This window comes from Paenibacillus sp. PSB04 (assembly GCF_025809195.1).
In the GTDB taxonomy this organism is placed as follows: domain Bacteria; phylum Bacillota; class Bacilli; order Paenibacillales; family Paenibacillaceae; genus Paenibacillus_AQ; species Paenibacillus_AQ favisporus.
In genome coordinates this window covers 5630947-5643653 of the sequence record NZ_CP081301.1, presented here as the reverse complement: position 1 = coordinate 5643653, position 12707 = coordinate 5630947, and the positions used below count along the sequence as shown (strand labels likewise).

The window sequence follows — 12707 nt, the reverse complement described above, 5'->3', positions numbered from 1 at the left end:
GTTAGTCTTGCAAATCTAGATAGGCTGGTTCGGATTTAGTTTGGAAATCACCGGTTAGGGATGGATATACGTGAACAATAACGAAAGAGGACCCATTGAATTTACGGAAATCGACCTGGGCGGAGATGCCGATGAAGGCATGCGCATTCCCGCCCGGGACCCCGCGGCCATCACTCCGTCGAAATCCATAACGTTTAGTATGGAGAGCCGGGAGCAGGCCTTTGCTGAGGAAGCGCTTGGAAGAGCGGATGAAGCTGGCGATCCGGCCCCATTTGTTCCATTTATGAGCTATTGGGCGACTTATCAGCAGATGACCGAGGCTCAGCGGAAATGGTATTTTTACTGGAGGAGCGAAGTGCGGCAGGGTCGTTATCATCAGACGGATCTGTCCTATGTCTTCATATACGTTTATGAGCTGATTCATCAAGTCGGATGGACCGATCCCAGGGAAGGATACAGGCTGCTGGATGAAATTTGGACGGCTTATCGGGACAAGTTCCCCAGGCTGGACCATTATTTAAAGGAATGGACCGCCGACTTTGTGCTTATTCACAAGCTTGATATTCCGTTGGTTCATATTACGCAAAAGGCGGGAAGCTTGCTGTCCCATGAGCTGATGGATTTGGAGCTCGTTCGTTTGTTCCAAGACAAACTGCTGCAGATTCCGATGGAATTGCTGCTTATTTTAAGCGATTATGATGTTCAGGACAGCAGGTTTTATGTGGAAGCGGGCCAAGAGGATTTAGATTATCATATTCCGCGGATCGTATCGCTGGCTGCCGGTTATTTGCGCGAAAAGGAAAACGATCAATGGAAGGAATTGTTTGCACCGGATATTCCGCCAAAAACGACTGAAAGGTATTTGTTCCACAGAGCGGTGTACGATGCCCGTTTGTATGGACGTCTACTTCCGGTGACCACCATTCCGATCCGCAACCATGCTCCACTGCGGAGCTGGGTGACGCAAATTATCCGGTACACGGAAAACAAGCTGCGGGAACACCGCGGATTTAAGGGACGTCTAAGAGGTGTAGAAATCGCACCATCGGTCGAGCGTCTAGTGGAGCTTTATCTGAAGCGTGAGCTGACCGGCCGCCAGGAGGAAAGACCGGCGATTGTGATCGATTCGGACAAGCTCGCTTCACTGCAGAAGGACACCGAATATGTCCGTAGCATGCTCACCGTTGAAGAACCGGGCACGACAGAGGAGAAAGACGAGGAAACGGTTGCCCCTGCAAATAAGTCGAGCGCCGTCCATTCGGATACGTCTGGTGAAGGTTCGATCAGCGATCCGGTCGTTGCTCTTCAATCTGAAGAGTCTAGGGAACCTGCAAGTGTTCCGGAGACGGATCCCCGGTTGGAGTTGGGGTCTGGCCAAGTATTGGATACAGATGTAAGCTCCGATCAGGAACCTGCCCCCATAACGGAAACGGATCACAGTCCGGAACTTCTGGCAGACGATAATCATGCAGCAAGTACTGATTCGGGGCCCTCAGAATCCGTCGAAGCGACGAATGCCGACTCGGTAGCTTGGGACACCTCCGAGCTGGATGAGGAATGGGTCCGCTTTGCGGAGATGCTGGCACCATACCAGTTGGAGGCGCTGCGTGTTTTGACAGGATCGACTCCGAATGCGGACTTAAACCAAGTGGCTGACCGTCACGGGACGATGCCCGGTTTGATCATCGATGAAATTAATGACTTGGCCATGGAGACGATCGGCGACCTGGTCATTGACGGGGACCGAATCGCCCAGGAATATATGGATTGCTTTGAGAACTTGAAAGGATGAAACGAATGAATGAAGTGAAGATACCCAAAAGGCTGACCACTGCGCTCGTGAATTCATTGACGGCGGGCGTCGTGCCCCGCGTAGGGCTGGAGCATGTCGCCGTGGGACGCCGGGCCGAAGTGGACGCCATTCTAAGGGATATGGACAACATCGCCGAAGGAGGAGCAGGCTTCAAATTTATTACCGGCCGTTACGGCAGCGGAAAAAGCTTTCTGCTCCAGACCTTCCGCAATTATGCCATGGACCGCGACTTTGTCGTGGCGGATGCCGATTTGTCTCCGGAAAGGCGGCTGGTTGGAACGAAAGGCCAGGGATTGGCCACGTACCGAGAGCTGATGTCCCATTTATCTACCCGCACGCGGCCGGACGGGGGAGCTTTGGAGGCTATCCTCCAGAAATGGATCGCCGGCCTGCAGCAGTCCGCGATGCAGGAGAAGGGACTCCGTCCGAATGACGCTGGACTCCATGAAGAGGTGGAGCAGCGGATTTTCACGGTGACTTCGCAGATGCAGAGCCTGGTGCACGGGTTTGATTTCGCCAAGGTCCTGTCCGTCTACTGGAACGGTTATAAGCTGGGGGACGACGACCGTAAGCAGGCGGCACTGCGCTGGCTTCGCGGTGAAATTCCGACGAAGACGGAAGCGCGGCGCGAGCTTGAGGTGGGCGTGATTATCGATGACGACAACTGGTACGATTACATGAAGCTGTGGGCGGAGTTTACGGCAAAAATCGGATATAAAGGACTGCTGCTCTTCATCGACGAAGCGGTCAATTTGTACAAAATTACGAACAGCGTTTCCCGGCAGAGCAACTATGAGAAGCTGCTGACGATGTTCAATGATACGATGCAGGGGAAAGCCGAGCATCTCGGCATCTTTATCGGGGGAACGCCCCAGTTTGTGGAAGATGAGCGCAGGGGACTCTTCAGCTACGAAGCGCTGCGCTCCCGCCTGATCGAAGGCCGGTATGCGGGAAGCGGCTTCGCCAATTACTCCGGACCGATCATTAAGCTGGAGATGCTGTCGAGTGAAGAAATTTTCATCCTGTTGGAAAAGCTGACGCGGATTCATGCCATGCATTATGGATATGAGCCTGGTGTCGGCAGCGGAGAAATTATTACGTTTATGGAAAATGCGGCCGGCCGGCTCGGAGCGGATCAGCTGCTGACCCCGCGCGAAGTGATCCGCGATTATATGGATCTGCTTCATACCCTGCATCAGAATCCGGGAATTACCTTTGAGCAGCTGGTCGGGGAGCGCAGCGTGAAGCCGGCGGATGCCGATCCGGACGAAGTCAGCGACTTTTTGGCGGAGTTCGAGCTATGAGCGGTAACCCGTTTTACAAGCTGGCCCCTTTCATTCAGGAGTATATTTACAAAAAAAGGTGGGAGACGCTCCGTCCGGCACAGGTCGAAGCGCTCAATATCTGCTTCGATACGCGCAATCATCTGCTGATCGCGGCCGGTACGGCTTCCGGCAAGACGGAGGCGGCCTTCTTTCCGGCCATGTCCGAGCTGCACGAGCGGCCGGCGAAATCTGTGGGGATTTTGTACATTGGACCACTCAAGGCGCTCATTAACGACCAGTTTGAGCGGATGAAGGACCTGCTGATCGAATCGCGGATCCCGGTATGGCATTGGCACGGCGACGTATCTCAGGCGGAGAAAACGAAGCTGATGCGAAATCCTTCGGGCATTCTGCAAATTACCCCCGAGTCGCTGGAAGGGCTGCTGATGAACCGTCCGAATGCGATCCCGGCGCTGTTTCAGGACCTCAGATACATCATTATTGATGAGGTTCATGCGTTTATGGGCGCAGACCGGGGGATTCAAGTGCTGAGCCAGATCACCAGGTTAGAGCGGATGGCGGGCTGCCGTCCTAGACGAGTGGGCTTATCCGCCACTTTGAGCGACTACGATTCGGCGACCGCCTGGCTCGGTGCGGGCAGTCCCGAGCAAGTATCCGTGGTCACATCGCCGGGCGGCCGCAAGCTGCGGCTTCGGGTCGACCATTTTTCGTTTCCCGATGCGAGGGACGAGGAGCAGGCGGAGCAGCTGCAAAACGCACGCAAAGCGTACTATGAGTATATTTACGAGACGACGCACCTGAAGAAAACGCTGATTTTTACGAACAGCCGGTCCGATGCCGAGCTGACGACGCTGGAAATGCGCAGGGTCGCGGCCAGACGCAGCCAGCCGGACGTCTTTTATGTGCATCACGGCAGCATTTCAGCTATGCTGCGGGAGGAAGCCGAGAGCGCGCTGAAGATCGGGCCGGGTCCGGCCGTGGCGGCGGCAACGCTGACGCTGGAGCTGGGCATTGACCTGGGAGAGCTGGAGCGGGTGGTACAGCTCGGCGCGCCGTACAGCGCCTCCAGCTTTGTCCAGCGGCTTGGTCGGTCCGGACGCAGGGGCGACTCCGCTTCGGAAATGCTGTTTGTCGTACAGGAGGAAGAAGATGAAGAAGCACCGCTTCCGGCCAGAATGCCCTGGACCCTGCTTCGGGCCATCGCGGTCATTGAACTCTATGTGCGCTATAAATGGGTGGAGCCTCATGATATCCGCCGGATGCCTGTCGGGACGCTGTACCATCAGACAATGAGCATGCTGAAGAGCATGGGGGAATGTGAACCCGCCGAATTGGCGCGTGCGGTCCTTACGCTTCCTTCGTTTACACATGTGACACCTGATGAGTTCAAAGTGTTTCTCAGCTACCTGATCCAGACCGACCACATTCAATGGACCGAAGAACAGACCCTCATCATCGGGCTGACGGGGGAGAAGATCGTGAATAACTACCGTTTTTATGCGGTGTTTAAGGATGACGAGGACCACGTCGTGTATAACGGCTCCGAGGAAATCGGCTCCATCACGACGGTACCGCCGCCCGGTTATTGCTTCTCCTTGGCCGGGAAGCTGTGGAAAGTGGTGGAGGTGGACACCAAGCACAAAGCTGTGTATGTGAAGGCGGCCAAAGGTAAGGTGGACACATTGTGGCTTGGATCGGGCGGCGACATTCACACGAAAGTGATGCGGAAAATGAGAGAAGTGCTTGCCGATTCCGCGATTTATCCGTACTTGTCGCCACAGGCGGTGAATCGTTTGGAGCGAGCCCGGCGCCTGGCTAGAGAAAGCGGACTGCTTCGCGATATCGTCATTCCGGCCGGCGGCGATTCGCTCTTTGTGCTGCCGTGGGTCGGCAGCAAGCAGTTCCGCACACTGGAACGGATGCTGAAGCACCACTTGGCGGATCGCCTCTCCCTGAGATCCATCGTGCCGATGGAGCCTTACTATATGGTCGTCGCCGGCAACAGCGATGCCGGGACGCTGATTCAGGAGATCGCGGCCGAATGTTCCCGGTGCGGCGAAGAACAGCTCCTCGCTCCGGAAGAAGCCCCGTACCTCGGCAAGTACGATGAATTTGTCGCTCCGGATCTGGTTCGCCGCGCGTTCGTCGTCGATGGGCTGGACCTCAAAGGGCTGAGAGAAGGAATATTGGGAGAGCCAGCGGAGTTTTCTTCCTAATGGATACGAACGGGGGGACAAGAATTGCCAGCTAACCAGGAGAATCATTTTTATCAACGTCTGCAGGCCGCTCATCAGATCCCGATCGGAATCATCGGGCCTAAACGTTTGGTTGAACAGATCCTGCGCGTGATCGAGACGTTTCCTTCTTTTGAAGCCGTTCCCCGGGTATTTGAGGATGCGGCGGAGGCGTCAATGCTGGCGGAACGGTTAGCCAGTGAGACGGAGGTGCTGCTCCTGTCCGACCCGTTGTCTCATAGGAAGGTCAAGGAAAACCCACGGGTAACCGTTCCAGCCCATTACGTACCGTTAACCGATGCGGGCCTCTATAAGGCGCTGTTCGCGGCGCATCAGCGCGGCCTGCTTGACCGGGGAATCTCGGTGGATACGCTCACCGAAACGATGGTTCGCAGAGCGTGCAGGGATTTAGGGATGACGGATGAACGGTGGAACGTGTATGACGGCCCGGTATATGCGTCGTCGGATAAGCTGATTGCATTCCATCAAGCCGGATTTGAGTCCGGCGGATGCTCCGTCGTTTTTACAGGACAGCAGGCAGTGGCTCAGCGCTTGGAGGAAAGGGGCATCCCTTCCGAGTGGCTGCTTCCCTCCGATCAAGACATCGTCGTCGCGCTCGAGCGGGCGCTTCTGTCAACGGAGACCCGGCGCAGCAAAGAGTCCCAAATCGTCGTCGGGATGATCAACGTCGACCATTTCGAACGCGCAGCCATGCAGCGGAGCAATGAGCATGAGGTCCAGAAGCTGAAGCTGGACATCCACCGCATGGTGCTCGACTATGTGGAATCGCTGGACGGATTTCTGGCCCACCAGGGCGGGGACGAATACCTATTTTTTACGACGCGGGGCATCTTCGAACGTGAAAGCGGCGGATACAAGACGATTCCGCTGGCCAAAGATGTGAATACGACGCACGGCATCTCGCTGAGCATCGGGATCGGCTTCGGCCGTTCGGCCAGTCTGGCCGGCACCCATGCCCGAACCGCGATGCGGAAGGCGAAGGAGGCAGGAGGGAATGCCTGTTTTATCGTCAGGGAGGACGAGACGCTGATCGGACCGCTCGAAATGGCCGATCCGGTCCGGGAGGTGCTGTCTTTCACCGATGCGGAGCTGATGAAGCATGCGGTGGATGCCGGCATGACCAGCGCGTATTTGAGCCGACTGCTTCATAACCGGGCCAAGTACGGCCAAACCGATTATAAGGTCCATGAGCTGGCGTCATTGCTCGGCATTACGGTACGGAGCGCGCATCGGCTGCTGCTGCAGTGGATCGATCATGGGCTGGTGGCCATTGCCGGCATGGAGAAGGTGCCGCGCGGGCGGCCGCGGCAAATATTCAGGTTTATCTGTTTGGACAGGACTTCGCCTGAAGCAGGAGACGCGCCTGATTGAATTTTTTCAGAAAATGGTTATGAGAACAATAAGCTTTCTCTAAACGAGAAAGAAGATTGAATGCCTAACGAACACCAGAACGATAAATGATGTTTATCTGCGGGGAATCTTTTAAAGAAGATTCTCCTTTTTTTTGGGGATGCCTGGGCATCGTGTTTGACGATATGAACGATCTTGTTAGCCGATTAATTGCGTTTTATATAGCTGCACAACTTGCGTTGCTACAGCTTCAATATCACTATCTAATTCTCCTAATACATAGAATTCCAATACTCCCATGGTTGCCGTTCCTAAAAACTTCAAAAAAATATGCTTATCAATAATCGGAAGCGAATCCTCATTAAGTTTTTTGTCTATCTCCGCCATAGTAAAAGACAATAGCTTTTTGCGAAATGTTGAGGCACCTTCACTTTTAAACAATGCTGCAAAAAATGGTTTATGCTGCTCAAAATAAGAAAACCATAATATCGAACCTTCGATAAGCCCGATGTCTTGTTTTTGATCACATATTACTCGCAATTGTGCTATATGGTCGTCCACAATTTTGTCTAACAGATCATATTTATCAATATAATGCAGGTAGAATGTTTTTCGGCCAATGTCAGCTTTTTCCGTAAGTTTTTTAACCGTAATCTCATCAAACCCTTCCTGAAGTAACATTTGCAAAAACGTCGATTGAATAGCTTGCCGAGACTTTAAAATTCTTCGATCTATTTTAACCATGCAGCAGTCCTCCTTGATGATAGTACACAATAAAAACAACTTGTGTATTAGCACGCATATTGCGCGATGTGGTCATTGAATCAACAGACCCCTTATTTTAAAGTAAATATACACGAGGTGATTAATACGCACAAGTGTATATTAAACATGAATAAAGGTGGTTTTAACGGTGACAGTCACCAAAAGGAATGTGAAATTTCATGCACATGGGCTGCAAATAGCCGCGATTTTAAATGTACCTGAACTTGCTGAAGACAAGAAACAAAATCCAGCTATAGTTTGCGTTCATCCGGGCAGCAGCTGTAAAGAACAAACGGCGGGCATTTATGCAGAGAAACTTGCTGAGCTTGGGTACGTAACGATTGTATTCGATGCATCCTATCAAGGAGAAAGCGATGGCGAGCCTCGTTATGCTGAATACCCGGCTTCACGTGTTGAGGATATCCGGTCTGCGGTTGATTACTTAACGACTCTGGATGATGTCGATGAAGATCGTATTGGCGTGTTAGGCATTTGTGCAGGAGGCGGGTATGCTGTAAATGCTTCGATGACAGAACGGCGCATCAAAGCTGTAGGCGCAGTTTCCGTTGCGAATATAGGTCGAGGATATCGTGAAAACGATCCAATCCAAATGTTAGAGCAGGTTGCCCTGCAACGTACGGCTGAAGCACGTGGAGCCGAGCCTCTGGTTGTTCAGTGGATTCCTAACAGTCATGCTGAAAGAGAAGAAGCGGGAATGACTGAACTGGATCTTGTACAAGCGGTTGATTACTATAGAACACCAAGAGGTCAGAGCCCTAACTCTCCAAACAAATTGAAATTCACCAGTGTAGATTCAATCATTGCCTTTGATGCTTTCCATTTGGCAGAAACTTTACTGACTCAACCTTTGCAAATCATTGTCGGTGGTGTACAAGGAGCGTTTGGATCATATAAGGATGGCCACGAGCTTTATAACCGAGCAGCTTCAGTGAAAAAAGATTTGTTCGTTATTGAAGGGGCAAGCCATTATGACCTGTACGACAGACCAGAGCCAGTGAATAAAGCCGTTGAAAAATTAGGTGCCTTCTATAAAGAAAATCTTTAGCAAACAGCTAAATATTCAGAACCTTAGCGGTACAGGCAATGAACCTGTATCGCTTTTATTTTGCGCCAAAATCCCGCTAATTTAAAGACAATTAAAAGATTTGTCTTTATATAGGCCGAGTCTTTATGATGAAGTGGAAAACGATTGAATGGGAGGAAGAACAAGGATGAAAAATGTAGCTGAATTGGAAGCACGGCTGGCCCAGCCGTCGGAAGCGCTCATTGCCGACCTCATGTCTGTCGAAGGGGATATTCTCGTGCTGGGCGTTGGTGGCAAAATGGGTCCGAGTCTGGCCAGACTGGCCGCGAATGCGATACGAATGGGGGGCATGAACAAGAAGGTCATCGGGGTATCGCGCTTCTCGAATGAAGAGACCCGCAAGGAACTGGAGGATGCCGGGGTGACTACGATTTCGTGCGATTTGCTGAATGATCAGGAGCTCCGGCAGCTGCCCGACGTGCCGAACGTCATTTTCATGGCCGGGCATAAATTCGGAACGACGGGAAGGGAGTATTTTACATGGGCGATGAACAGCTATTTGCCCGGCAGGGTCGCCGAGAAATACCGCGATTCCAGGATCGTTGTGTTTTCTTCCGGCAACGTGTATCCCTTCACCCCGGTCGCCAGCGGTGGAGCCAGTGAGCATACTCCACCGGAACCGGTCGGAGAATATGCGCAGTCCTGCCTCGGCAGGGAGCGGATCTTCGAGTATTTCTCACATCAGAATGGTACGCCGATGGCGATTTACCGGCTGAACTATGCGATCGACATGCGGTACGGCGTGTTGTTGGAGCTGGCGAAGTCCGTCAACGAAGGAAGGCCGGTCGATGTGACGATGGGCTACGCCAATGTCATTTGGCAGGGGGATGCGAACGAAATGGCGCTGCGCTGCCTGACCCAATGCGCCAACCCGCCGCAGATCATCAACGTGACGGGACCGGAAACGATGTCGATCCGCTGGGCGGCGGAAGAGTTGGCGCGCCGTTTAGGCAAAGAAGTGGTGTTTACGGGGACGGAGGCGGATACTGCGCTGCTCAGCAACGCGTCGAAGTCCCATCAGCTGTTCGGCTATCCGCGGGTATCCCTCCTGCAAATGATCGACTGGACCGCGGACTGGGTTCGGCAGGGCGGGGCGACATGGAGCAAACCTACGCATTTTCAGGAAAGAAAGGGGAAGTTCTGATATGAAAAATCCGGAGCATTCGCTAACCGCAGAGCAAATCGCAGCGCTGCACGACGGCCTGGTCATCCCGGCCCACCCGCTGGCACTGGATGAAAACCGGAAGCTGGATGAGCGGCATCAGCGGGCATTGACGCGTTACTATATAGATTCAGGCGCAGGAGGAATCGCCGTAGGCGTCCATTCCACCCAGTTTGAAATCCGGGACCCCGGCGTCGATTTGTTCGAGCCTGTCCTTCGGATGGCGGCCGAGGAGGTCCAGCGTGCACAGCTGCAGCGCCCCTTCATTTTGGTGGCTGGCATATGCGGTCCGACCGCCCAAGCGCTCAGGGAGGCGGAAACCGCGTGGAAGCTCGGCTATGATGCAGGTCTGCTCAGCATGGGAGGACTGGCGAATTGGAGCGAGGAAGAGCTGCTGCAGCGCACACGGGAAGTAGCTCAAAGGATACCCGTCATCGGCTTCTATCTCCAGCCCTCCGTGGGCGGGCGAATTTTCAGCTTTGACTTCTGGCGGGAATTCGCCGAAATTCCCAACGTTGTCGCCATCAAGATGGCGCCGTTTAACCGGTATCAAACCCTCGATGTTGCCAGGGCCGTCTGTTATTCCAGCCGCCGCGACGAAATCGCCCTGTACACAGGCAACGACGACAATATCATTGTTGATCTACTCACGACTTACCGGTTCCGGGTGGACGGTGAGCTCGTGGAGAAGAAGGTTGTCGGCGGACTTCTCGGCCATTGGGCGGTATGGACGCGGAAAGCCGTAGAGCTGCTGGAGGAAATCAAGCGGGCTCGCAGCGGAGGCACCATTTCGGAAGAATGGCTGAGACGGAATGTGGAGGTGACCGACACCAATGCTGCATTTTTCGATCCCGCCCACCAATTTGCCGGTTGTATTCCGGGCATTCACGAAGTGCTGCGGAGGCAGGGGCTGATGCGAGGGATCTGGTGCCTGAATCCGGAAGAGACGCTTTCTCCTGGGCAGGCGGAAGAAATCGACCGGATATATCGGGATTATCCCCATTTGAACGACGACGATTTTGTCCGCGGGCAGCTGAACCTGTGGCTGGAAACGAAATCCAATCACGCGTAGAAAATGATAAAAACCTGACATCCCGAAAGCGGAGAATTTGATATATTTCTACCGATTTAGCATTTTCCACACCGCTCAAAAGCTTGATGCAGCAGCATTTTTAGCCATTTCGGTGCTCGTGGTTCGGTAAATTCCAAGCCCAAGGAAATCACGCTGTTTACCGCAGGTGGAAGCGTTTTTATGATGGGATTACCGGTGAATCACGAACACCGAAAATCGTAACACCCCCAAGATGAGCCCCAAAACATGAAGGAGGAAAGAGTATGGCAAAGAAGTGGATCAGTATGGTTGCGGCAGTCACGATGCTCATCTTCGTACTCAGCGCTTGCAGCGGTGGAAGCAAAACTTCCAATGAAGGAGCAGCACCGGCAGCGGAACCTGCAACAACCGGAGGCGCCGGAGCCGGAAGCAGCACCGAGCAGTATGGCGACACCGGCGGATTAAAGCTGCCGCTGGTTGATAAGCCGACGACGATTAAATTTATGTTGTCGAGCAACTCGGCCAAAATCGGCGACGACAAGCTGATCGTCCAGGAGCTGGAGAAGCGTACGGGGATCAAGGTCGAGTTCCAAACGTATTCCCCGCAAACGTATCAGGACAAATTGAAGGTTGTGGTGGCCTCCGGCAAACTTCCGGACATTTTCATCGGGCTGAAGCCGGCTGAACTGAAAAAAATCGGCCAGCAAAAAGGCGTAGTCGCAATCAACGAATATGCCGACATGCTGCCGAACTTCTCCAAATTGTATTTGCAGGAAAACAACTGGGTCATTAAATCGTTTGGCGACGAAAAAGGCAACATTTATACGTGGCCGATCTACGATCTAAACCGGGATGTCAATCACGGCTTCCTGTACCGGAAAGACATTTTTGACAAGAACGGCATCAAGGAATGGACAAATACAGAAGAATTCTACCAGGCTCTGAAGAAGCTCAAGGAGATTTACCCGGATTCTTATCCGTATGCTTCCAAAGGATTGGCCAACATCTTCAGAGATTGGTCCTTCGGATGGGGCATCGGTAATGGCGACAACTATCCGGCGTATTACGACGAAAAGGACGGAACGTGGAAATATGCGACGGTTCAGCCGGAGCACAAGGATATGCTTGATTTTATGAAAAAGCTGTACAACGAAGGGCTGATGGATCCCGAGTTTCTGACGGATACGCAGGATTCCTGGACGACGAAAATGACGACCGACAAATCGTTTGTGACCTGGGATTGGATCGGCAGACTCGACTTGTTCTACAACCAGGTGAAGGACAAAAATCCGGATTATGATTTAAGATACGCCAACCCGGTCGGCCCAACGGGCCATGTCAGAACCCTTCCGAAAGTATCCGACTTCAGCATTGCGGTCGCCAACAACAAGAACAAGGAAGCGGCGCTTAAACTTCTCGATTACCTCACCAGTCCTTCGGGCGGCGAGCTGATGACCGTCGGTGTGGAGGGCGTCAACTTCGAATGGGGGCAGGACGGCCGTCCGGTGTATCCGGAACTCAAAGATCTCCCGCTTGTCGATATCGGTGTGCTGGAAGACCGCTATGGCATGTGGCTGGAAGGAGCTTACCTCAGACCGGATAAACGCAGCGTGTACTATAAGTTCTCCGAAAAAGAACAGGAAGCCCAGGACAAAATCATGAAAGAGGACAAGAGAGAACCGATGGATCCGATCCTGAACTTCACCGATGACGAAATTTCCACGATGGCGGAGCTGCAAACATCGCTTCAGAAAGCGGCAGAGGAATTCAACGCCAAATATATTCTGGATAAATCTTACGGCGACGCACAGTTCGAAAGTTTCAAGAAGCAAATCGCCAAGCAGGGCCTGGACGACCTGATGAAAATTTATAACGATGCCCAAAAACGTTACGACGCGGCGAAATAAATCAATGAGGATT

General features: G+C 52.9%; 9 protein-coding genes. 8 read left to right on the top strand and 1 reads right to left on the bottom strand.

Annotated elements, in window-relative coordinates:
* The first annotated feature begins 70 nt into the window (after nt 1-70).
* The 4 genes from K2F33_RS25985 to K2F33_RS25970 are packed head-to-tail and all read left to right on the top strand — an operon-like array spanning nt 71 to nt 6725.
* Nucleotides 71-1792: a TerB N-terminal domain-containing protein gene (locus tag K2F33_RS25985; RefSeq protein WP_263879605.1), complete on the top strand. Its 1722-nt coding sequence runs from the start codon at nt 71-73 to the stop codon at nt 1790-1792.
* Nucleotides 1793-1797: 5 nt separating this feature from the next.
* Entirely contained in the window at nt 1798-3117 is a 1320-nt protein-coding gene (locus K2F33_RS25980; protein WP_263879603.1) for an ATP-binding protein, read from the top strand.
* Nucleotides 3114-5315: a DEAD/DEAH box helicase gene (locus K2F33_RS25975; protein ID WP_263879601.1), complete on the top strand. Its 2202-nt coding sequence runs from the start codon at nt 3114-3116 to the stop codon at nt 5313-5315. Before K2F33_RS25980 ends, K2F33_RS25975 begins: the two co-directional genes overlap by 4 nt.
* A gap of 24 nt (nt 5316-5339) precedes the next feature.
* Complete coding sequence (locus tag K2F33_RS25970) at nt 5340-6725, top strand: hypothetical protein (RefSeq protein WP_263879599.1); 1386 nt, start codon at nt 5340-5342, stop codon at nt 6723-6725.
* A gap of 177 nt (nt 6726-6902) precedes the next feature.
* On the opposite strand, the gene K2F33_RS25965 is transcribed toward K2F33_RS25970, so the two are convergent.
* Nucleotides 6903-7448, bottom strand: coding sequence for a TetR/AcrR family transcriptional regulator (locus K2F33_RS25965; protein ID WP_263879597.1), 546 nt, complete (start codon nt 7446-7448; stop codon nt 6903-6905).
* 169 nt (nt 7449-7617) lie between these two features.
* On the opposite strand from K2F33_RS25965, the gene K2F33_RS25960 reads away from it, so the two are divergent.
* The 4 genes from K2F33_RS25960 (at nt 7618) to K2F33_RS25945 (ending at nt 12694) form a co-directional block, all read left to right on the top strand.
* Nucleotides 7618-8535, top strand: coding sequence for an alpha/beta hydrolase (locus K2F33_RS25960; RefSeq protein ID WP_263879596.1), 918 nt, complete (start codon nt 7618-7620; stop codon nt 8533-8535).
* Nucleotides 8536-8701: 166 nt separating this feature from the next.
* Complete coding sequence (locus K2F33_RS25955) at nt 8702-9718, top strand: NAD-dependent epimerase/dehydratase family protein (RefSeq protein WP_263879594.1); 1017 nt, start codon at nt 8702-8704, stop codon at nt 9716-9718.
* A gap of 1 nt (nt 9719) precedes the next feature.
* A complete protein-coding gene (locus K2F33_RS25950; RefSeq protein WP_263879593.1) occupies nt 9720-10808 on the top strand; it encodes a dihydrodipicolinate synthase family protein in 1089 nt (362 codons plus the stop codon).
* Nucleotides 10809-11071: 263 nt separating this feature from the next.
* The gene (locus tag K2F33_RS25945; protein ID WP_263879591.1) at nt 11072-12694 is read left to right on the top strand and encodes an extracellular solute-binding protein; all 1623 of its coding nucleotides are present in this window, start codon (nt 11072-11074) and stop codon (nt 12692-12694) included.
* Nucleotides 12695-12707: the final 13 nt, after the last annotated feature.

Coding starts and splice junctions, on each gene's coding strand:
- K2F33_RS25980 (WP_263879603.1), top strand. CDS start 1,798: ATGAATGAAGTGAAGATACCCAAAAGGCTGACCACTGCGCTCGTGAAT.
- K2F33_RS25975 (WP_263879601.1), top strand. CDS start 3,114: ATGAGCGGTAACCCGTTTTACAAGCTGGCCCCTTTCATTCAGGAGTAT.
- K2F33_RS25965 (WP_263879597.1), bottom strand. CDS start 7,448: ATGGTTAAAATAGATCGAAGAATTTTAAAGTCTCGGCAAGCTATTCAA.
- K2F33_RS25955 (WP_263879594.1), top strand. CDS start 8,702: ATGAAAAATGTAGCTGAATTGGAAGCACGGCTGGCCCAGCCGTCGGAA.
- K2F33_RS25950 (WP_263879593.1), top strand. CDS start 9,720: ATGAAAAATCCGGAGCATTCGCTAACCGCAGAGCAAATCGCAGCGCTG.
- K2F33_RS25945 (WP_263879591.1), top strand. CDS start 11,072: ATGGCAAAGAAGTGGATCAGTATGGTTGCGGCAGTCACGATGCTCATC.